This window comes from Candidatus Zymogenaceae bacterium (assembly GCA_016931225.1).
In the GTDB taxonomy this organism is placed as follows: Bacteria; Desulfobacterota; Zymogenia; order Zymogenales; family Zymogenaceae; genus JAFGFE01.
The window spans coordinates 58,355-80,436 of the sequence record JAFGFE010000003.1 but is presented as its reverse complement, the minus strand read 5'-3'; the positions used below and the strand labels follow the sequence as shown (position 1 = coordinate 80,436).

At 57.7% G+C, this 22,082-nt stretch carries 19 protein-coding genes; 16 read left to right on the top strand and 3 right to left on the bottom strand.

Annotation, left to right across the window (positions count from 1 at the left end; all coding sequences use genetic code 11):
- The first annotated feature begins 31 nt into the window (after positions 1–31).
- On the top strand, positions 32–823 hold the full coding sequence (locus JW885_01025; protein MBN1880727.1) for an aldo/keto reductase: 792 nt from the start codon (positions 32–34) through the stop codon (positions 821–823).
- A gap of 53 nt (positions 824–876) precedes the next feature.
- Here the strand turns inward: JW885_01025 and JW885_01020 are convergent, their stop codons facing one another.
- Positions 877–1,488, bottom strand: a complete 612-nt coding sequence (locus JW885_01020) for a flavodoxin family protein (protein ID MBN1880726.1) — start codon at positions 1,486–1,488, stop codon at positions 877–879.
- A 264-nt stretch (positions 1,489–1,752) separates the two neighbouring features.
- On the opposite strand from JW885_01020, the gene JW885_01015 reads away from it, so the two are divergent.
- The 3 genes from JW885_01015 (at position 1,753) to JW885_01005 (ending at position 3,614) form a co-directional block, all read left to right on the top strand.
- Positions 1,753–2,250: a cache domain-containing protein gene (locus JW885_01015; protein MBN1880725.1), complete on the top strand. Its 498-nt coding sequence runs from the start codon at positions 1,753–1,755 to the stop codon at positions 2,248–2,250.
- A gap of 407 nt (positions 2,251–2,657) precedes the next feature.
- On the top strand, positions 2,658–3,110 hold the full coding sequence (locus tag JW885_01010; protein ID MBN1880724.1) for a MarR family transcriptional regulator: 453 nt from the start codon (positions 2,658–2,660) through the stop codon (positions 3,108–3,110).
- Between the two features lie 60 nt (positions 3,111–3,170).
- Positions 3,171–3,614, top strand: coding sequence for a hypothetical protein (locus JW885_01005; GenBank protein MBN1880723.1), 444 nt, complete (start codon positions 3,171–3,173; stop codon positions 3,612–3,614).
- Between the two features lie 129 nt (positions 3,615–3,743).
- Here JW885_01005 and JW885_01000 read toward each other — a convergent pair whose 3' ends face one another.
- On the bottom strand, positions 3,744–4,445 hold the full coding sequence (locus JW885_01000; protein MBN1880722.1) for a transglycosylase domain-containing protein: 702 nt from the start codon (positions 4,443–4,445) through the stop codon (positions 3,744–3,746).
- A 446-nt stretch (positions 4,446–4,891) separates the two neighbouring features.
- Here JW885_01000 and JW885_00995 point away from each other — a divergent pair, with 446 nt between their 5' ends.
- The 12 genes from JW885_00995 to JW885_00940 all read left to right on the top strand — a co-directional run bounded on the left by JW885_00995 (position 4,892) and on the right by JW885_00940 (position 20,764).
- On the top strand, positions 4,892–5,506 hold the full coding sequence (locus tag JW885_00995) for a TetR/AcrR family transcriptional regulator (protein MBN1880721.1): 615 nt from the start codon (positions 4,892–4,894) through the stop codon (positions 5,504–5,506).
- A 63-nt stretch (positions 5,507–5,569) separates the two neighbouring features.
- Entirely contained in the window at positions 5,570–7,546 is a 1,977-nt protein-coding gene (locus tag JW885_00990; protein MBN1880720.1) for an enoyl-CoA hydratase/isomerase family protein, read from the top strand.
- A gap of 68 nt (positions 7,547–7,614) precedes the next feature.
- The gene (locus JW885_00985) at positions 7,615–8,760 is read left to right on the top strand and encodes an acyl-CoA dehydrogenase (GenBank protein MBN1880719.1); all 1,146 of its coding nucleotides are present in this window, start codon (positions 7,615–7,617) and stop codon (positions 8,758–8,760) included.
- Positions 8,761–8,805: 45 nt separating this feature from the next.
- Positions 8,806–9,567, top strand: coding sequence for an electron transfer flavoprotein subunit beta/FixA family protein (locus JW885_00980; protein ID MBN1880718.1), 762 nt, complete (start codon positions 8,806–8,808; stop codon positions 9,565–9,567).
- A 103-nt stretch (positions 9,568–9,670) separates the two neighbouring features.
- Complete coding sequence (locus JW885_00975) at positions 9,671–10,645, top strand: electron transfer flavoprotein subunit alpha/FixB family protein (protein ID MBN1880717.1); 975 nt, start codon at positions 9,671–9,673, stop codon at positions 10,643–10,645.
- 63 nt (positions 10,646–10,708) lie between these two features.
- On the top strand, positions 10,709–12,973 hold the full coding sequence (locus JW885_00970; protein ID MBN1880716.1) for a 4Fe-4S dicluster domain-containing protein: 2,265 nt from the start codon (positions 10,709–10,711) through the stop codon (positions 12,971–12,973).
- Positions 12,974–13,134: 161 nt separating this feature from the next.
- Entirely contained in the window at positions 13,135–14,622 is a 1,488-nt protein-coding gene (glpK, locus tag JW885_00965; GenBank protein MBN1880715.1) for a glycerol kinase GlpK, read from the top strand.
- 58 nt (positions 14,623–14,680) lie between these two features.
- Complete coding sequence (glpA, locus tag JW885_00960) at positions 14,681–16,276, top strand: anaerobic glycerol-3-phosphate dehydrogenase subunit A (protein MBN1880714.1); 1,596 nt, start codon at positions 14,681–14,683, stop codon at positions 16,274–16,276.
- 36 nt (positions 16,277–16,312) lie between these two features.
- Complete coding sequence (glpB, locus tag JW885_00955) at positions 16,313–17,590, top strand: anaerobic glycerol-3-phosphate dehydrogenase subunit B (GenBank protein ID MBN1880713.1); 1,278 nt, start codon at positions 16,313–16,315, stop codon at positions 17,588–17,590.
- 170 nt (positions 17,591–17,760) lie between these two features.
- Positions 17,761–19,008, top strand: a complete 1,248-nt coding sequence (locus tag JW885_00950) for an anaerobic glycerol-3-phosphate dehydrogenase subunit C (GenBank protein MBN1880712.1) — start codon at positions 17,761–17,763, stop codon at positions 19,006–19,008.
- A gap of 15 nt (positions 19,009–19,023) precedes the next feature.
- Positions 19,024–20,007 (top strand): MBL fold metallo-hydrolase, encoded by a 984-nt coding sequence (locus JW885_00945; GenBank protein MBN1880711.1) that lies wholly within the window; start codon positions 19,024–19,026, stop codon positions 20,005–20,007.
- The gene (locus JW885_00940; protein MBN1880710.1) at positions 20,000–20,764 is read left to right on the top strand and encodes an alpha/beta hydrolase; all 765 of its coding nucleotides are present in this window, start codon (positions 20,000–20,002) and stop codon (positions 20,762–20,764) included. The genes JW885_00945 and JW885_00940 overlap by 8 nt, the downstream gene beginning before the upstream one ends.
- Before the next feature lie 240 nt (positions 20,765–21,004).
- On the opposite strand, the gene JW885_00935 is transcribed toward JW885_00940, so the two are convergent.
- Positions 21,005–22,081: a dipeptide epimerase gene (locus JW885_00935; GenBank protein ID MBN1880709.1), complete on the bottom strand. Its 1,077-nt coding sequence runs from the start codon at positions 22,079–22,081 to the stop codon at positions 21,005–21,007.
- Position 22,082 lies beyond the last annotated feature (1 nt).

Genomic DNA, 22,082 nt, shown 5'->3' with positions numbered 1-22,082 from the left:
GTCCTCAATCGAACACGAAAGGAGGCATCCCGTGAACTTTACCGAAAGACGCACCCTGGGGAGGACCGGCCTTCAGGTGAGCAGGCTCGGCCTGGCCGGGGGGTACGGCATCTCCGGAAAAGGGGTGGAAAAGGCCTATAAAGAATATGGAATCAACTACTTCTACTGGAGCACGCCCCGAAGGTCGGGGATGGGAGAGGGTCTTCGAACTCTGGCGAAAAAACACCGGGATGACATCATCATTGTCCTGCAGAGTTATGACCACTTCGGCCTGATGACGGGGCGCTCGGTGGAGAAGGGGCTCATGAATCTGGGCGTCGATTTCGCCGACGTGCTCCTTCTGGGATGGCATAATCGATATCCAATGGAGCGACTTGTCGATTCAGCCTTGAGGGAGAAAGACGCGGGCCGCGTCCGGTTCATCGCCATGTCCGGCCACAACCGAAAACTCTTCGGACGGATCGCACGGATGAGTGACTCTCCCATCGACATCTTCATGACGCGCTACAACGCCGCCCATCGGGGTGCGGAGGAGGAGATATTCCCGTATCTTCCCAAAAGCAACCGCCCCGGCGTCACCATCTACACGGCCACCCGCCACGGCAGTCTCCTCAAGCCGAAGAAGATGCCGCCCGGGGATGCGCCGATGTCGGCGGCGGACTGCTACCGCTTCGTGCTCTCGCATCCGGATGTGGACCTCTGCATGACGGGGCCCGGGAGCATGGCCCAGCTGGACGAGGGCGCCCGGGCGCTGAAGCTGGGGCCGCTGTCGGATGACGAAATGGCGCGGATTCGCCGTATTGGGGATTATGTTCACGGGTAGGGGAGTGGTTTTTTGAAAGGGGGGTGTGGGTAGAATGCGGGGATTAAAAGGCATCACCCCCCGGAGATAATCATCTGTGCCGTCCTTCGTCCCAGCTCCCGGCACTGTTCCAGTACGTCCGGTTGTTTTTTGATTCCACCCGCCTCGAACACGCCGTAGGCCCGGACGTCTCCCGCGATCTCGTATCCCAGGGCCGAAAGCGGCCGGGTCATGGCCTCGATGGTAAAGCCCATGTCCGATGAGTCTGTCTGCTCGCAGACCGCGGCCGCCGCCGCGACGCGGCCCCGGCCCGCAAGACGGCTCGAGTACGCCCTGGGGTGATCGTCGGTGAAGTCGTAAAAGCAGTAGAGCCGATCGATGAAGGTCTTCATCAGGGCGGTGATGTTGTAGTTGTGGGTGGGGGAGGCCAGCGCCAGGCCCCGGGCGTCGATCAGGGAGGGGTAGAGTCGGGTCATGTCGTCGTCCAGGCCGACGCACGTCTTCGCCCTTCGACACCCCTCACAGCCGATGCACGAGGAAAACTCGAGATCGGAAAGGAGTATCAGCTCCGTCTCAACGCCCGCCTCCCGTGCGCCCTCAAGCATCGCCTCCAGCATGACGCCGCTGTTGGATCCCGTTCGGGGGCTTCCGCAGACGCCTATGATTTTTCGTTTCGGTGATGTCATTATAACCTCCCTGATGCTCCCCTTCATTCCTATGCGAAAACAAAGCTGAGGTCAATGTTTTTTTGCCTTGCACACCACAGGGTTCCGGTGCGTGGGCGTGAAAAAGATTGACAGCGGTTGAGAAGTGTCTATATACTAATACATAGTACATCTCCCGATCCATGTTCAGCATGACACCGGGGGGATGCGGTGGCGCGGCGCGCTGGTAGCGTCGGCGTCTTTTTTTCTTTGTTTTTGAGAGGTCAGTGAGCAATGAAAAAATCGATGATAGTATTAGTTGGGATTGTATGTGCGATGGTCTTATCCATGACCGTCGCGGCGCAGGACGTCGTGACTCCCGAGGAGGTGGTTTTGAAGGTGAGGGAGGCGGCGGCGTATCTGGAGGAGACCGGCGAAGAGGGGCTTGCCGAGTTTAAGGACCCGGAGGGTCCCTGGGCGTGGGAAAACACCTACGTCTTTGTGTATGACTGCGCCGAGGGCGTGAACGTCGCCAATATTTTCCCGGATGTGGTCGGAAAGTCGATCGAGGATATCCTCGACGATGAGGGATGGCCCGTGGGGGTGGAGCTGTGCAAGGCTGGAGACGAATACCCCGAGGGACGTTGGATTGAATATATGTGGCGTGAGGCGGGCACCGGCATCTCCAAGAAGAAGATTTCCTATATATATAAAAAGCCGGGAACGAAGTACACACTGGGCGCCGGTATGTACAATCCGGAAGGGGTGACGATCGAAGAATTGAATGGGAAGCTGGGCGAATAGGGTAAAAGATCACCCGATACCCGGCGTGTTTTATGCCGGAACAAACCGACGTACATGGCCCGTCACAACGGTGACGGGCCGTTTTTTTGTGCAGGAACCGGAACCGGGGCAGACGCCGTTGTGTTTTCCAAAAAGACCGGCAACTTGGCCCGATTAAAGGCGGGGAGTGACCTCCAAAATACTCAAAAAACATCTCAATCTTCCTTCACCTCCGATTTTTCCCTTCCCCTCACCGCACCGTTTTTGTCTCTTTTCCCTCGTGGAAATCGGAAGGACAACTCGTATTTTTTTCTTGACATTAGTTCGTATACGAACTAATGTATCGCCATCAGGGAACGAGGGAACGGAGAATGGGAGGGCGGGTTTTTTATACGTCGTCATTGGTATGGAAAGAGAGGATACGGGGTATGAAGACACGGGGCGTTATCGACCTGATTGCCAGGATACGGGACCAGGCGCACACCATTATCGCCGATGAGCTGAGGTCTCGAGGCATCGACGATGTCCTTCCGGCCCACGGGCGGGCGCTGGCGGCCCTGTATGAGGCGGACGGGCCTGTGCCCATCAAGGCCGTAACCGAGTCCGCGGGACGGGTCAAATCCACCATCACCGTCATGATCAGGACCCTGGAGAAGAACGGGTATGTGACCCGGATGTCCTGTCCCGACGATAAACGATCGGTGCTCGTCTCGCTGACGGAGAAGGGGAGAAGATTGTTCCCGGCGTTTCAGGAGATATCGGAGCTGCTCATCAGCACGGTATACGGGGAGATGCCCGAGGAGGAGCGGGAGGTCCTGATGAATTTTTTAAATCACCTTGACGACAACCTGAACGTATATCTTTCCCGCACCGATCGGTAAGGATGCCGCCAAGCGGCGTACTGTTTAATTTCGAGAAAATGACATAAAGGAGAAAATCCAATGGATGCTGTCACAAAAATGGCCTTCGGGCTTTTGAGGGAGATCAAGTCGGTGGCCGGGGCGACGGTGGACGACGGTATGCCGGAAAATAGGATACTGGACATTATGATGGCCGAAGACGATGGGCTCTATATGCTCGGGGTGGAGGGAAAGGCGTACTGCACACAGCTTCAAAAGACACCGAGGATCGCCCTGGTCGGCATGACGAGCGACTACGTGATGGTTCGGCTCATCGGTGATGTGGAGTTCCTCGACGACGACGGGATCGTCGACAGGATATTCGAGGAGAATCCGATGCTCAATGATCTCTATCCTGGAGATCAGCGACGGATCACCTTCGCCTATCGAATACCCCGGGGTCGGGGCGAAATATTTGATCTCTCGACGCTTCCCGTCAAGCGGGAGAGGTTCGCCTTCGGTGGAGAGATTCTTCCCCCCGCCTGATCGCTTGTGCAGATGGATGCGGGGCCCCGCGGCATGCGTCCGGGTGCGCCCCGAACAGGTCGTCGAGCCGCCCCCCGGTCTTTCGTGCATCGGGGGACGGCTCGACGATCCCATTCGATCCACTTGGAATCACTCGTAGTATTTCTCGAAGTAGGACATGGGCGGGAGCTGGTCGATGATATCCTCTTCCATGGGACCATAATAGAGGTCGCACAGCCCCTTCGGGGTATAGTCACCCTCGATTACGGCCTTGATCCGGGACACCCTCAGGGCGTTTCTTTCCGGATGGTCTGCAACATTGAACGTCCCCGGCGCAATGATCATCGCCACCAGGGCAAGGTACTCGTCGTCGGTCAGGTCCGTGAAGGTCTTGTTGAAGTAATATTCGGACGCCTCACGGAAACCGCGTGTGTTCTTCCCCAGGCCGATATAATTGATGAAGAGGACAAGCTGGTCTTCCTTGGATACCAGCGGATCCAGGGCGAACCGGGCGATGAGGGTCTGCCTGATTTTCTTTACCCCGGGCGTGAACGCGTCAAAATAGAATATCTTCACCAGCGACTGGGTGATGGTGGTCAATCCCGCCCCCGGAGTCTTCAGGTCGACGCCGGTATGGGAAAAAAACGCCGGGTCCTCAACGGCAAGCAGCATCGAAAGCCGCTCGTCGGACAGATCATCCAGGGATACCGCATTATCGGTATCCGACAGGACGTCCGCAACCACCGTTCGGGTATATTCCCGGGCTTCGATCACTACCACGGTGTAATAGAGAATCACTCCACACAAAATTAAGACGGAAATGATGACGGGTATCAGTGCGAATTTTTTCATCGGTGGTGTCCTTTCGGCGTTTTTCAAATCGATGGAGTATGCTCGTCTTTCAATGAGACACCGAACCGCTTAAAACTGTTCCCGCACCGCTCGTTTTGCGCCCTCAAAGCCGGTTTACCTTTTTTGCTATATCAAAAGAGAGCATCGTATCCACAGAGATCGATACGCACGCGTAACACCCCGCGCTTCCGAACGAGACACCTCTCCTTAGAACCGGAAGAGCTCCCGGGCTGTCGGTCGCTCCGTTGACCTGTTTATATTTGCACGAGAATTATCTTGACATCATTCAGTTTTCTATGTTACAAAGTCACTTTGAATGAATAGTCATTCATTATTTTCACCGGAAGCTGATCGAGCGGGCATATAGTTACACACATTGTCATTGAAGCCTCTTTGGGTTCAAGGGGCGGCGGTCATCCGGTACAATTTTCCGCGAGTGGTAATACATGAAGACTGAAGACAAACACAAGAAAATCATCAAGGCCGCCATCAAGGTCTTCGCAAAAAACGGTTTCTACAACTCCCGGGTTTCGGAAATTGCCAAGGAGGCGAAGGTAGCCGACGGTACCGTCTATCTCTATTTCAAGAACAAGGACGATATCCTCATCTCTCTGTTCGAGGAGGAAATGGACCGTATCATCACGAACATGAAGAATGAAATTGAACAACAAAAGACTCCCGTGGAAAAGATAAAACGCTTCGCCGTGGTACATCTGAACATGGTGCGGGAGAACAAGAACCTGGCGGAGGTTATCCAGGTGGAGCTGCGCCAGTCCTCGAAGTTCATGCGTGAGTACCGAAACCGGAAGTTCATCGAATATCTCAATATTATCTCCAGTATTGTTCGGGAGGGACAGGAGAAGGGCCTCTTTCGCCGGGAGGTTATGCCGGGATTGGCCAAGCGGGCTTTTTTCGGCGCCCTGGATGAGCTGTCGACCATGTTCCTGTTTCATCAAAAGAAAAAATATGAGATCGACCAGGCGGCGCAACAGGTGGCAATCTTCTTTCTCAACGGCATTATCATCGAGGACGAGGCTGAAAGCAGAAAAGCGGTCGGATAGTCAAACTCGTCTCTCTTCATCGATCGTAATACGGCAATAATGAAATTGTAAGGAGCGTTTTGTATGGAAATCAAAAAGGTAGCGGTGATGGGCGGCGGCGCCATGGGCGGCGGGATCGCCTATGTGCTGAGTTCTGTGGGTATTGAAACCATCATCAAAGACATCGACAAGAAATTCATCGATAAGGCCCTGGAAAACTGTAAGAAGATCTACTCCAAGCGGGTTGAAAAAGGCAAGATGACCCAGGAGAAGATGGACAAGGGCATGGGGCTGATCAGCGGCACCCTGAAATACAAAGGTTTTGACGACGTGGATCTGGTCATCGAAGCGGTGCCCGAGATAATGAACATCAAGCAGAAGGTTTTCGCAGATCTCGAAGAGGTGTGTCCCGAGCACACGATCTTCGCCACCAATACGTCGTCTCTGGATATCAGTAAGATCGCCAGGGCCACCAAACGGCCCAAAAAAGTTGTGGGGCTTCATTTCTTCAATCCCGCAAACGTCATGAAGCTGGTGGAGGTCATCCACTATCCCGGAACCGACCGGGAGGTGGTGGACGCTATGATGGACTTTTCCGCCAGAATCAGAAAGACACCCATTGAGGTGGGCAATTGTGCCGGATTCGCCGTCAACCGCGTGTTGATACCCTATATGAGCGAGGCGATAACGGCGCTCCTGGACACGCCGGAATTGACCACCCAGGAGATAGACAAGGCCGCGGCGGAGTTCGGAATGCCCATGGGGCCGTTTACCCTGACGGACCTGGTAGGTCTGGATGTGGGAACCCATGCCGCCGGCACCCTGGAGGATGCGTACGGCAAGCGATGCGCGGTGTCCCCGCTGATGAAGGCGATGGTGGAAAAGGGTCTTTTAGGCCAGAAGGCTCAAAAGGGTTTTTATGATTACACCAAGGACGGAGCTCCCAACAGCGACGATTTTCTGACGCTTTTAAAAAAGGAGCGGGAGAACACCAAACCGACGGGCGTTCCCTTTGACTACCTGAGGCTCTTGTTGGTTCAGATCCGCGAGGCGCTGATGCTCGTCGAGGAGGAATTCGCCTCTCCACACGATGTGGACACCGGTATGGTATTCGGCACGGGTTTTCCCTACAAGACCGCCTGGGGCCCCCTCCACTACGGCGAGGAGGTGCTGGGATGGGATATGGTCAAGAAGAAATTCAACGAATTCGCCAAGACCATCGACCCGGTACGATTCAAGGCGCCCAAGATTCTCGATGATCTAGCAAAAGGGAAAAGGCGTCTCCTCAAGCGATGTCACTACAAGGTCGACGCCAACGGCGTGGCGATAATGCATATTGATAATCCGCCCATGAACGCCCTGGCCAGAAGGACCGTCCTGGATATCGAAGAGGCTTTCGACCAGGCCTTTGCGGATAAAGCCGTCAAGGTCATCGTCCTGACCGGTGCGGGCAGTGTTTTTGTCGCCGGGGCGGACATCAAGGAGATCCAGTTCGTCGAAAGCGCCAAGAAGGGCGTTGAGTTGACCCGCATGGGCCAAAAGATTCTGAACAAGATAGAGAACTCCAGAAAGCCGGTCATCGCCGCCATCAACGGGTACTGCCTGGGCGGCGGGCTGGAGATCGCCTCGGCGTGTCACATCCGCTATGCCTCATCCAGGGCCCAGATCGGCGTGCCGGAAATCAACCTGGGCATCATCCCCGGATTCGGCGGTACCCAGAGGGTACCCCGGCACGTGGGCAAGGCGAGAGGCCTCGAGCTTGTCCTGACCGGACGCTTCATCTCGGCCGACGAGGCCTACGAGTACGGCCTCGTACAGAAGGTATCGAAGCCGGAGGAAACCCTATCCGACGCCAAGGCCCTGGCAACGCTCATCGCCAGCAAGGGACAGGTCGCCGTGGAGGCGGCCATGGAGTCGATTACCGAGGGGCTCAAGGTTCCCCTGGACGATGGAATGCTGATAGAGTCCAAGTGCTTCGGCCGCCTTGTTACCACCGAGGACAAGAAGGAGGGCATCGCCGCGTTTATCGATAAGCGGGCGCCCAACTTCAAGGACAGGTAAACAAAATCACGGAACACGATTTGAAATAATAAAAAATAAAAGAGTGACCTGAAAGGGGGTGAAACGGTTTGTATTTTCAACTAACCGATGAACAAAAAATGATTCTCGACATGACCCGAAAGTTCGCCGAGGAGGAACTCAAACCGATTGCCGAGGAGACTGACCGGGAGCATAAGTTTCCCACCGAAAGCGTAAAAAAAATGGCGGAGCTGGGCCTGATGGGCGTGGTATTCCCGGAGGAATACGGCGGCGCCGGCATGGATTACGTTTCCTACTCCCTCGCCATCGAGGAGATATCCAGGCACTGCGCGTCCACCGGTGTGGTGATGAGCGCGCATACATCTCTGGGGACGGGGCCAATTTACTATTTCGGCACCGAGGAGCAGAAAAAGAAATTCCTCACCCCCCTCGCCCGGGGGGAGAAAATCGGCTGTTTCGGCATGACCGAAGCCAACGCCGGCAGCGATTCAGCCGGCACCCGCACCACCGCCAAGCTCGACGGAGATCACTACATCGTCAACGGCACCAAGAACTTCATAACCAACGGGCGTGAAGCGGATACCGCGGTGGTCTTGGTCAGGACCGGAGAACACAAGCACAAGGGCCTTTCCATGATGATCATGGAAAAAAGCATGGAAGGGTATTCCGTCGGGAAGGTGGAGGACAAGCTCGGCATCGTCGGCTCTTCCACCACGGAGCTCATCTTCGAGGACGTGAAGGTGCCTAAGGGAAACCTGTTGGGTAGCGAGGGAGAGGGATTCAAGATCGGCATGCACACTCTGGACAGCGGCCGTATCGGCATTGCTTCTCAGGCTCTGGGCATTGCCAGGGGGTCTTTGGAGGAGAGCATCGAGTTCGCCAAGACCCGTGAGCAGTTCGGTCAGGCCATCGCGGAATTCCAGGCCATCCAGTGGATGATCGCGGATATGGCGACCCGTCTTGACGCGGCCCGGCTCTTGACCTGGCGGGCTGCGATGCTCAAGGACAAGGGTGATGTGCGCTTCTCCAAGGAAGCGGCCATGGCAAAACTCTTCGCGTCGGAAACGGCCATGTGGGCCGCCACCAAGGCGATTCAGGTCCACGGAGGGTACGGCTACACCAAGGAATATCCGGTGGAGCGGTACTTCAGAGACGCGAAGATTACCGAGATCTACGAAGGAACATCGGAGATACAGCGCCTGGTTATTTCCAGCAGTCTCCTGAGACAGAAGTAGATCGTACACAGACATAGATACAAAAAAGAACCAAGGAGGATAACAGTGAACGTAGCCGTCATTATGAAACAGGTTCCGGACACCGAGGCCCTCATCAAAGTCGCTCCTGATGGAAGCGGGTATGTGAAAGAGGGGGTAAAGTTTGTTATGAACCCCTATGATGAGTTTGGTGTCGAGGAAGCATTGAAGAACAAGGAATCCGCCGGCGCTAAAGAGGTGACCATCGTCAGCATGGGATCCGAGCGGGCGGTGGAGGCCATTCGCACAGGTCTCGCCATGGGCGCGGACAAGGGCGTGCTGCTCAAGATCGGCGAAAATGAATACACCGATGCGTTTGGCGTTGCCAAGGCCCTGGCCGAAGAACTCAAGGGCGGGGACTACAAAATTATCTACTGCGGCAAGCAGGCCATTGACGACGACATGGCCCAGGTAGGTCCAATGGTGGCCCAGCTTCTGGATATCCCGTGCGTGAACGTGGTCACCAGCGTGGAGCTCTCCGGCGACAAGGCGGTGTGCACCCGGGAGATCGAGGGCGGCAAGGAGATCTTCGAAGTAAGTCTTCCCGCCGTCATCGCCTGTCAGAAGGGACTGAACGAGCCCCGGTATGCCTCTCTCCCCGGTATCATGAAGGCCAAGAAAAAACCCCTGGACATCAAGGACGTGAAGCTTGAGGGCGCCAAGTCCGAGATCGCCAAGTGGGAAATGCCTCCGGAGCGGCCCGCAGGACGCATCATCGAGGGAGACGACCCGGCGGCCAAGGCGGCGGAGCTGGTCAAGGCCCTTCGTGAGGAAGCAAAGGTCATCTAATCGATATGCAAAGGACCAGAGGTCGACAGGTTTCCCGAAAAAAATACGGCATCATGGATTTATATGATCGGGGGTTGTCGATCGACGGGAAAAGGAGATAAAAATGGCAAAAGAAGTTCTCGTATTTGCAGAACAGCGCGACGGTGCTCTCAAGAAGGTATCCTTCGAGATGGTCACCACCGGACGCAAGCTGGCCGACCAGATGGGCGGCGAGTGCGCCGCGGTCTTGGTGGGCGATGGTGTCGAGGGTATTGCCGCGGAACTTGGGAAGTACGGTGCGGATAAAGTGTTCGTCGTTGAAGACGCGAAGCTGAAGAATTATGCCCCCGACCTCTATGCCCAGGCGGTGGCGGAAGTGGCCAAGGACGCCAAGATTCTCTTGGGCGGTGCGTCGGCCATGGGTAAGGACCTGCTGCCCCGGGTTGCGGCCCGGTTGGAGACCGCCATGGCCTCCGATTGCGTGAAATTCGATCTGGACGGCGATGCGCTGCTTTCCTTCCGACCGGTGTTCGCCGGTAAGGCGTTCGTCACCATCAAGGTGACCGGATCGCCGCAGATCGCCACCGGACGGCCCAAGGTTTTTCCTGCGGAAGAAAACGCAAAGGCCGGGGCCGTCGAGAAGGTTTCGGTATCCTTAGGCGACGCCAAGGCCGTCCTCAAGGAGACCAAGATCGAGGCCGGAGACCGCGTCGACCTGACGGAAGCCGATATCATCGTATCCGGCGGCCGGGGAATGAAGGGCCCCGACGAGTACAAGATCCTTGAAGAGCTGGTAGACGCCCTGGGAGCCACCGCGACGGTGGGCGCCTCCCGTGCAGCGGTGGACGCCGGCTGGCGTCCCCACGGCGATCAGGTGGGACAGACCGGTAAGACCGTGTCCCCGTCTCTCTACATCGCCGCCGGTATCTCCGGCGCCATCCAGCATCTTGCCGGTATGGGATCGTCAAAATACATCGTGGCTATCAACAAGGATCCGGACGCTCCGATTTTCTCCAAGGCCGATTACGGCATCGTGGAAGACCTCTTCAAGGTCGTTCCGGAGATTACCTCCGAGGTGAAGAAGCTGCTGGCCGAATAACTGAACGATGAAACAGGGGGGGTAGCCCCCCCCTTTTTTTAGTACAATACGCGAGCGTCAAGAATGGAATTACAAATATCTCGGGAAGTTTTCTTCAACCTGGGAGGACCTCACGGCGTGGTGCGATTTGTCGTCTACGGCATCGCCCTCGTCATCATGGCGTTCTTTATCTACTCCCTGGTGAGGAAAATCAAAGTCTGGAAACTGGGACAGCCCGAAAAGCGTACCGACCAGATCGGAAAGCGCATTTGGGGGCTTGTCCAGTATGTGTTTTTGCAGTGGAAGCTTCTCAAGGAGAAGGTGCCGGGTCTTGCCCACTTCCTGCTTTTCTGGGGATTCGTGGTGCTGTTCATCGGGACCGCCCTGATCGTTATCCAGGAGGACTTCACCCTGCTGCTCTTCGATTACCGGTTCTGGCACGGCGTCTTCTATAAGTGGTACTCGGTGGTGCTCGACCTGTTCGGCCTGGGTGCGTTGGTTGCGATTATCGTGTTCGCGGTTATTCGCTATATCCAGCGCCCGGAACGGCTGGGACGAAAGGGCACGGATACCGTTTCGCTTATACTCATTTTCCTGATCCTGCTGTCCGGTTTCTTCAACGAGGGCCTCAGGATGGCCGCCACGGAGGTGAGCCCCAATCCCCAGGTCCAGGCCATGAGCGAGGTCCTGGCGACGAGCGGCGAGGAATTCCTGGCCAAAGTAACGGAGCTGACCGACGAGGAGCTTCTGGCCGCCGTTGAGGAGAACGAGGAGTTGACAGGCGCCATTGCGTCCAACGAGGCCCTGGCGGATTTCGAGCTTTCGGCGGATACCATTTATGTGGTCAGGAACGCATATTATTACAATCCCGATCTCGCAAAATGGTCGCCGGTGGGTCTGGTATTGGCCAAGGCCTTCAACGGCATGATGAGTGAAGCGGGCATATTGACCTTTCACATGATCAACTGGTGGATACACTTGCTGCTTGCCATGGGATTCGTCGCGTATCTCTTCTGGGGCAAGCTCATGCACATCATCACCTCGATGATCAACATCTTCTTCAGGAAACTCGAACCGAGGGGAGCGCTGGCTCCCATCGAGGATATGGAGAACGCGGAGTCCTTCGGCGTCTATTACGTGGAGCAGTTCACCTGGAAACAGTTGCTTGACGGCGACGCCTGTACCGACTGCGGCCGGTGCCAGGATCAGTGCCCGGCGCATCTTTCCGAAAAGCCGCTGTCTCCGAAGCGCATCGTCCTTGACACCAACGACAACCTCTACGCACGGGCGTGCGATATCAAGAAGGGAGTTGCATCCGAGGAGATAGAGAGTCCCGCCCTCATCGGCGAGGCCAACGACATCGACGCCATATGGTCCTGTACGACCTGTCTGGCCTGCGTCGAGGCGTGTCCGGTGCTGATTGATCAGCCCCAGAAGATAGTGGACATGAGGCGGTACAAGGTCCTCATGGAGGGCGAGATGTCCGCCGAGCTCATGACCACCATGCGTAACATGGAAAACAACTCCAATCCGTATGGATTCGGATTCCATGAGCGGGGAAACTGGGCCAATGACCTGCCGGTCAAGACGCTGGCGGAAGATCCGGAGGTGGAATACCTCTATTACGTCGGATGTGCGGGATCCTTTGACGACCGCTACAAAAAGGTGGCGACGACGTTCGTCAAGATCATGGAGAAGGCCGGTGTGAAAATCGGCATCCTCGGGCAGGAAGAGGGCTGCTGCGGCGATTCCGCCCGGCGGGCCGGAAACGAGTACCTGTTCTCCATGCTCGCCATGCAGAACATCGAGACCATGAACGGGTACAACGTCAAAAAGATCGTCACCACATGCCCCCACGGGTATAACTGCCTCAAGAACGAATATCCCCAGAACGAGGGAGGTACGTTTGAGGTGTACCACTTCACCGAGCTGATCCTGGACCTGATCAATCAGGGCCGCATCAAGCTGGAGAAGAATGTGGACGGCATAGGCGGCGTCGCCTATCATGATTCATGTTTCCTGGGCCGTTATAACAATCTGTATAACCAGCCCAGAAAAATCCTCTCGGCCATTCCCGGCGTTGACGTCAAGGAATTCAGCCGTAAGGAGACGAAGAGCTACTGCTGTGGCGCGGGCGGCGCTCGTATGTGGATGGAGGAAACCCTCGGAAAGCGCATCAACCATGTGCGCACCCAGGACGCCATCGACAAGGGCTACAAGACCATCTCCACCGCCTGCCCCTTCTGCCTGACGATGCTTTCGGACGGCATCAAGGAGCTGGGTAAGGAGGAGTCCATGGAATGCTTCGACATCCTGGAGCTGGTCGCCAAATCCATGGGAATCAAATAGGGACAAGAATACTCAACATACTCCATTGAAAAGCGGGGTTCCCATTATGACGGGAATCCCGCTTTCCTTTTGTGCGGTGAAAAATCTTGAAAAGGCGTATATCGATGGTATAATTGAACCTTGTATTTATCCCATACGCAGTCAATTACTGGAGAGCACCAATGAGCGGTTATATCATGGCCATAGACCAGGGAACCACCGGAAGCCGGACCTACCTCTTTGACGCGAACGGCGACGTGGTGGGCAGCGCCTACAAAGAATTTCAACAGATATACCCGAAACCGGGATGGGTGGAACACGATGCCGAGGAGATATGGAGGACCGTAGAGGAGACGATGCTCGAGGCGTGCTTACAGAACGATATCGAACTTGAAGAGATCGTCGCCATCGGCATCACGAACCAGCGGGAGACCACGGTCCTGTGGGATAAAAAAACCGGAAAGCCGGTGCACAACGCCATCGTCTGGCAGTGCCGAAGGACCGCCGATACCTGCGACGCCCTGAAGGGAAAGGGGCTCGAGAAGCTCTTTCGGGAAAAGACCGGTCTCGTGGTGGACGCCTATTTTTCCGGCACGAAGGTGAAGTGGATCCTGGATAATGTATCCGGGGCCAGGAAGAGGGCCGAGGCCGGCGATCTGATGTTCGGCACTATCGACACCTGGATAATGTACAATCTTTCAGGTGGAAATGTACACGCCACCGATTATACCAACGCCTCCCGGACCCTTCTGTATAACATCGCCGAGAAGAAATGGGACGGTGAAATACTGGATATACTGGATGTCCCCGAATCGATTTTACCCGAGGTGAAGGACTCGGCGGCCCTGTACGGCCATACCTCCATAAAGCTTCCCCTCAACCGGGAGGTGCCCATCACCGGCGTTGCCGGGGATCAGCAGGCGGCGCTGTTCGGCCAGGGGTGCTTCACGCCGGGAATGGCGAAGAACACCTACGGGACCGGCTGTTTTCTGTTATCCATCACCGAGGACCTGGTCTATTCGGAGAACGGCCTCGTGACGACCCTGGCGTGTGATGCCGGGGGGAAGCCCGTGTATTGTCTCGAGGGGTCGGTTTTCATCGCCGGGGCGGCGGTGCAGTGGCTGAGAGATGAGCTGAAGATCATCGACACCGCCGCGGAGATCGAGAAGCTGGCGGCAAGCGTTGAGGACAACCACGGCGTCTACATGGTTCCGGCGTTCGTGGGACTGGGCGCCCCCTATTGGGACATGCACGCCCGGGGCGGCATCCTGGGATTGACCCGGGGTGCGGGGCGGGCGCATATTGCCCGGGCCGTCCTGGAATCCATCGCGTACCAGACCAGGGATCTGGTGGAGATCGTCAATAAAGAATCCGGGGTGCCGCTGGAGGTGCTTAGGGTGGACGGCGGGGCCAGCACCAACGACCTGTTGATGCAGTTCCAGGCGGATATCCTGGGCATCCGGGTGGATCGTCCGAAGATGGTGGAAACCACCGCCGCCGGGGCCGCGATGCTGGCGGGTCTCGGGTCCGGTTTCTGGAAATCAGCGGAAGACCTGAAGGAAACCCGCAAGGTCGACGAGCTTTACACCCCGAAGATGGCCGCAGGTGAGCGGGAACGGCTGTACAACGGATGGAAGGAGGCGGTGCGCCGGGTCAGTTCGGGAACGTGATATATATGTTATAGTGAAGACGGAAAAAGCGGGATATCGAAAGGAAGGGTGACGGCATTTGGAACTGAAGACTGAAGTGCTGGTAATCGGCGGGGGCGTGACCGGAGCCGGGGTGGCCCGGGACTTGGTCATGCGGGGCATCGATACGATCCTTGTGGAAAAGGGTGACCTGGCCGCCGGCGCAACCGGGCGCTGCCATGGTCTCCTACACAGCGGGGGGCGCTACGTCATCAAGGATCAGGAATCGGCGGTGGAGTGCATCAAGGAGAACGTCATCCTGAAACGCATCGCCTCACGAACCATCGAGGACACCGGCGGCCTGTTTGTGAGCCTTCCCGGGGATGATGAGTCGTATGCGGATCGGTTTCTGGCCGCCTGTGACGCGGCGGGAATACAGACTCAGGTCCTCTCCCTGAGCCAGGCCCTGAGGCTTGAGCCGAATCTCTCCCGAGAGGCGAAAACCGTCGTAAAGGTTCCGGACGGGGCGGTGGACCCCTTCGCCCTGACGATAGACAACGCCCGGGACGCAGCCCGCAGGGGGTGCCGGATACTCAGACACACCAAGCTGGTGGGCATTGACGTCGAAAAGGGACGGGTGACGGGCGCCGAGGTCCATGATCGGGTGACGGATGAGCGTCATCACATCAGGACGAAGCGCATCATCAACGCCACCGGCGCCTGGGCGGGACATGTGGCGGGGCTTGCGGGGGCGAATGTTCCTTTGACCCTCTCCAAGGGAAGCCTTTTGATTTTCAACCGCAGGATAAACAACACCGTCATCAACCGGCTCAGGCCCCCCGGAGACGGGGATATCATCGTCCCCAACGAGCCCACCTCCATCATCGGCACCACCTCCATCACCGTGTCCGATCCGGAAAACTTCACGGTGACGAAAAAAGAGGTGGACCTGATGATGAAGGAGGCGGGCCTGGTGCTCCCCCCCTCGGCCGAGGCCAGGGTCATCCGGGCCTATGCCGGCATCAGGCCGCTGGTGGCGGCCCAGGACGCCGATTCCGGTCGGGACATCTCCCGGTCCTTCAGCATCCTCGATCACGGGAAACAGGACGGGGTCAGGGGTTTTTACAGCATCGTCGGCGGGAAGCTGACAACCTACCGTTTGATGGCTGAAAAAATGGTGGATGTCGTCGCCGAGGAAATGGGTGTACATATCCCGTGCTCCACGGCATCAGAACCCCTGTTCGGATCGGAGGACGGAGAGCATTATCGGCTGGAGGACAGGTTCACCTCCATCGAGACGGTGGAGGAAGGGGAGGAACAGGAGGGGAAGGTGGAGGAGATCGTCTGTGAGTGTGAGCTGGTGACCAAGGACGAGGTGCTGAAGGTGATCAACGAAATGAAGACCAGCAACCTCAACGATATCCGCCAGAGGACCAGGGTCGGGATGGGATCGTGCCAGGGAGGATTTTGCACCTATCGACTCCTGGGCATTCTTCACGAGCTGGATATGGTCCCCCAGTATGAAGCCAACGAAATACTGACGTCCTTCATGGAGGAGCGGTGGCGGGGTATCCGGCCGGTGCTCTGGGGCGATCAGCTCCGGGAGGAGCAGCTGGTGGAGGGGATATACCTGGGGATTTTCGCCCTAGATAAAATCCAGCCCTTGGGGAAAAAGGCGTCCAAATCCAAAAAATGAACGATCAACCGCATTCAGATGCAGATGTGACAAGAGATGAAATATGATACGGTAGTTATCGGGGCCGGCCTGGGGGGATTGATGGCGGCGCTTTCGGCGGCCGAGCGGGGAAAGAAGACGCTGGTGGTTTCCAGAGGCATGGGCATCATCACCATTTTCTCCGGCACCATCGACATCCTGGGCTATTACCCGGTCCAAGACACCGCGCCCCTGTCCTCCCCTCGGGAGGGCGTCGAGCGGCTTATCTCCGAGGACCCGAAGCACCCATACGCCCGGGTCGGCGTGGAGGCGCTGGAGAAGGGGATGTCTTTTTTCCAGGAAGCCGTGGCTCGGGAGGGGGTGACATACGTGGGGAATCTGGATCGGAATTTCCTGGTTCCCACGGCGGTGGGAACCATCAAGCCCACAGCCTTCCTCTCCAAGCGTATGGAGGCGGGAGACGTCCGGGAAGAATCGGATGTATTGATCGCCGGCTTTCGGGGGCTGAAGGATTTCTATCCCGCCTATATGGCCCATAATATCTCCACCAGCACCGTGCCGGGTGTTTCTATCCCCCATTTTCGCGGGCGCGTGCTGGATGTGGATATCGGGGCCGATGGTTCCGGGATGAGCGCCCTGACCCTGGCCCGGAAGATGGAGGAGGACGCCATGATCCAGGCGATCGGACGCGCCCTCTTCTGCCAGGTGCGGGACGGGGAACGGATCGCCCTGCCGGCGGTGTTGGGCATCCGAGGCGGCGACGAGGTTTTTCGCCGCCTGGAGGATATGGCGGGAACCCGAATATTCGAAACGCCCACCCTCCCGCCGTCGGTGACCGGGTATCGGCTCTACCGGGCGCTGGAGAGCCGCGTGCGGGCGTCGGGGATTCGCTTGCTCATCGGATATGATGTTCACGATCCCGAGATACGGGGCGGCAGGGTTGCTGCCGTCAATATATCAATGGGTAAAAAGACGAAACGGATCGAGGGCGACACCTTCGTGTTGGCCACCGGGGGTCTGGTGGGCCGAGGCATAATCACGGACCGGAAAAGCACACTGGAGCCGATTTTCGGCCTCCCGGTTTCGGGGCCGTCCCGTCGAAACGAGTGGTTCGCGGAGCGGTTCTTCGATCCCTCGGGACACCCGATAAACAAGATCGGCCTTGAGGTGGATGATCGGCTCAGGCCCACGGGCGACGGGAAAAAGCACGTATATGAGAATCTCTTCGCGTGCGGCGCAGAGCTTGCCGGATACGCCGCCTTGAGGGAAAAATCGGGCGGCGGCGTGACGATCGCGTCCGGTTTCAAGGCCGGAAGGCTGGCGGGGGAGCTGTAGGCGGGTGATGGATCGAAACATGCAGGAACGGGAAAGGCGGACGGCGACGGCGCCGCATGTTAAGAAAAAGAAGAACCGATACACACGGACACTCAATGAAAAAACACGCGTTTCCCGAAACCCCTGCGGCCCGGACGCCGGGGGGATGAACGCGGAGAAGGTACGATAGAATGACGGTGAAAACAGACATACGCTATCCCACCGACCAATGCATCAAGTGCACGATCTGCGTGGAGCATTGCCCGGTGGTGAAGGTGACCGAGAAATTCCTGGGGCCCAAGCAGGTCGGCCCCGATTTTCAGCGGTTTCGCTCCGAGGGAGACGAGCCGCACGACGCATCGGTTGAATACTGCACGGGCTGTCGTATCTGTGATATCGTCTGCCCGTCGGGAGTAAACATATCGGAGCTGAACACCAGGGCCAAGATAGCCCTTCGAGCTGCCCGGGGCATTCCGGTCAGGGACAGGCTCCTCTCCCACGCGTATATGTTCGGCGATCTGGCGAGCTTCGCGGCGCCGGCGGCCAACGCGTTTTTAAAGCTCAGGCCCTTTCGCTGGATGTCTGACAAGATCCTTCATCTGGAAAAGGACGTGAAATACCCGTCCTATTCAAAACAGCCCTTCGAAAAATGGATTCGTGAGTCCTATCACTTCGAATCAGACAAAAAGGTGGCCTATTTCTTCGGCTGCTTTACCAACAACAATGATCCGAGCCTGGGAAGGGCGGTGGTGCGGGTCCTGGAGCGAAACGGCTACCAGGCGGTGTTCCCGAAGCAGGACTGCTGCGGCCTGCCGCTTCTGGGCAACGGGGACGTTCGGGGCGCTCGAAAGCTGGCCAAGAAAAACCTCGAGGGGCTGCTTCGGGCCGCCGACGACGGCCTTGACATCATTTACAGCTCCACCTCCTGCGGCATGATGATCCGGGACGACTACGAGACGTACCTGGACCTTCCCGAGGCCGCGGCGCTCTTCGATCGGATGAAGGAGGTCTCGGAGTTTTTATGGGGGTTGTACGAAGCCGGGGAGCTCGATACCGATTTTGAGCCGGTGGATCTGTCGATTCCCTATCACGTCCCCTGTCATCTCAGGTCCCTGGGGATCGGCCTGCCGGCCCTGGATCTCCTGGGCCTGATACCGGAGCTTCACGTGGAAGAGCTGGAGACCTACTGCTGCGGGCTGGCGGGCACCTATGGGTTCAAGAGCGAAAAATACGACATCAGCCTGGCCATCGGCCGGGAGCTGGAACGGGAGCTTGGCCGGTTTGACGGCCCCTACGCCCTTTCGGACTGCGAGGCGTGCCGCATGCAGATAGAAAATCTTTCGAGCAAGAAGGGACTGCACCCGATTTTCATCCTCCAGAGGGCCTACGGCCTTGATGCGGCCGAAGAGGAACCGGATACGGCGTCGGAACAGCGATAGGACACGACTGATTTCATGACACGACACGACCCGACGCCCGGCATCCACACCATCACGACCCCTGCGCTGTTTCCCCTTTCCCCCGTCAATGCCTACCTTATCGACGGGGATATCCCCACCCTTATCGACACCGGGCTGGATACGGATACGGCCCGGCGGGCGTTCCAAGACACACTCTCCGGCCTGGGACGAAAGGTCTCGGACATCGGACGGATTATCCTGACCCACGGACATATCGACCATATCGGATTTGTCGAGCGCATCCGAGAGGAGTCGGGCGCATCGGTCTATATGCACACGGATGACGCCCGGTATCTTTTGACGGATATCGACGAACACGTGGCGGCCGCCCGGGATAACATCCCGTTCTTTTGCCGCATGGGCATACCGAAGAGGGACGTCGAGCGGATGGTGCGCCTGTTCACCAGCGTCATGCGGCGGTTCTTCCAACCTCTCACGGATATATCTCATCTCGAGGAGGGAGACGCCCTGGACTGCGGCGGTGTGTCGGTCTCCATAATCCATACGCCGGGGCACACGCCGGGGAGCATCTCGCTTTTGGAGCCGGAGTCCGGGGCGGTTTTCTCTGGAGATCATATCACGTCGGTTGCCGAATCACACGCCCTGGTGGACATGCGCACGGGACCTGCAAATGATCTTCGGCAATACATTTCGTCTCTGAGAAAACTGGCGGACCTGTCGCCGTCGGTGATATGTCCCGGCCACGGAGAAATGATCGGGGCTCCCCGAACATTCATCGGGGGGCTTCTGTCCCGGTACGAAGACACGTCACATCGTATCAGTGAGTTTTTGGATACCGGATTCGCGGGCACCCCCGCTGAAATCGCATCCGCACTCTTCCCGGACATTTCCCGGGATATGTTCGCCTCTACGGTCTTCGAGGTCTATAGCGCACTGGCGCTGATCGAGAGGGAGGGAGGGGCCGTTTCGCTGGAAACCGAGGAGGCTGTTAGTTTCAAAGGAGTGGTCAATGAGTAAGAGAGGTGGGGCCCAGAGCACGATCGGACGATTGATGGGAGAGCGGCAAAACGGTCGAAAGCGCATGGTGTTTATACACTCCGCGGGGGCGACGTCCAGGTTGTGGGAGGATGAGGTGGCGTACTTCAATACCTGGTACGATACCCTGGCCCTGGATCTTCCCGGGCGGGGAGGCACCGGCGGGGAGGGGGAAACGGACGCATTCGCCTACGGCGATTTCGCGGCCCGGGCCATGCGGGAGCTGGATTTCTTCCCGGCGGTGATTGTCGGGCTTTCCATGGGGGGGGCGGTGGCCCAGGCGTTGAGTCTTTCGCATCCGGACCTGGTGACGGGCCTGGTGCTCATGGGGACCGGGGCGAAGATGCCCGTGGCGTCCGCCATCTTTGCCGGTATCGAAAAGGACTACGATGCGTTTCTCGACATGTCAGGCTCCGTGGCCTACGGCCCCGATACCGATCGGGAGGTGATTGAGAGATACCGGAAGATCTTCGCCGCCGTCGAGCCGCAGGTGACCTCCGGTGACTACACCGCCTGCAACACCTTTGATTCCCGGGGGAGGTTGGACGAGATAGGTGTGCCGACGCTCATCATCAGCGGGGACAAAGACAACCTCATGGCCATGAAGTTTTCAACCTACCTCAATGAGCATGTCGGTGATTCCGAACTCGAGATCTTTCCCGGGGCGGGGCATTTCGTCATGGCCGAGGAGCCGACGGAATTTCGCAGGGTTGTGCGCCGCTTCATGGAAAAGCTCTGAGGCGTCCGCACCGGATTCATCCATCGATACAGGTGTGTGATCCCCCTCTCGGGCGGCGGTGAGGGGGCGTCGTTTGTCCCGCGCATTTGCATGGTCGCCCCGTGCTCCTCACTTCTTGTTTCCCTCCCATGTTTATCGGACCCCCGTTGACCCGGAGCCGCTCACAGGATTCCCCCTCTTCCTTTACTCTCCCGTTTCCTCCTTCCCTCATCCTGACTCTCCTGTTCCTCCGGGAAACGATCAGGGTAGATCGGTCACCTCGATGCCCAGGCCGGGTCCTTCCGGCACCCGGATGATCATCTTTTCAAAATCGATGACAAGCCCCGTTCCAACGTCGTTTTTCAGAAACGGCGGGCCGATGGATTCGCAGGCGATGACCCCCGCTTTCGCCGCCGTCAGGTGCATGCCCGCGGCGCTTCCCAGGGAGGATTCGAACATGGAGCCGACGGACACCGGCATGCCCGCCGCCTCGGCAACGGCGGCGAGCTTGGTCCCCCGATACAGCCCCCCCGCCTTCATCAGCTTGATGTTGATGATATCGGCGGCCTTCCGGGCCGCAATGATAAGGGCGTCCTCGGGGCCGTGGCACCCCTCGTCCACCATGATGGGGAAGGGGGAGTGACGGGTCACCTCGACGAGCGATTCCAGGTCGTCGGCCTTGACCGGCTGCTCCACCCAGCTGATGGGCGCGTCCTTGAGGCGCTCCAGGGCGGACATGGCGGTATCCGCGTCCCTCCAGCCCTGGTTGATATCCGGGGCGAGAACCATGTCGGGCGCCGCCTCCAGGATTTTTTTAACCCGTTCCACATCCTCGTCGATGGTGGTGCCCAGCTTGATCTTTGCCTTTCGGAAACCGCCCTTGTACATCCCGTCGGCGTATCCGGCCATGACATCCGGCGTGTCCATGGGGATGGTGGGATAAAAGGCGATCTCCCGGCGGACGGCGCCGCCCAGGAGCTTGTACACCGGAAGACCGAGAGACTTTCCCATCAGGTCATAGAGGGCCATGTCCACCGCCGCCCAGGCGGTGGGCGATGACGGGAGGCGCTCGGTCAATAACCCCATGATGGCTTCGATGTCCATCGGGTCCCGGCCAACCATCTCGTCAGTCAGGGGAGTGAGGCCGGTGATAATCGAGTCTTGGGTTTCCCCGGTCACCTCGGTATCGGCGGCCCCCTCGCCGTATCCCACGGCGCCGCCTTCGCCGTGAATGGTTACCAGGACGTATTCCAGGACGTCGAAGCTGCCGTAGGATATGGTCAGGGGGATGACCGGTATCAGGTTCAGGGGTGCAATGTCAACGGATGTAATTTTCATG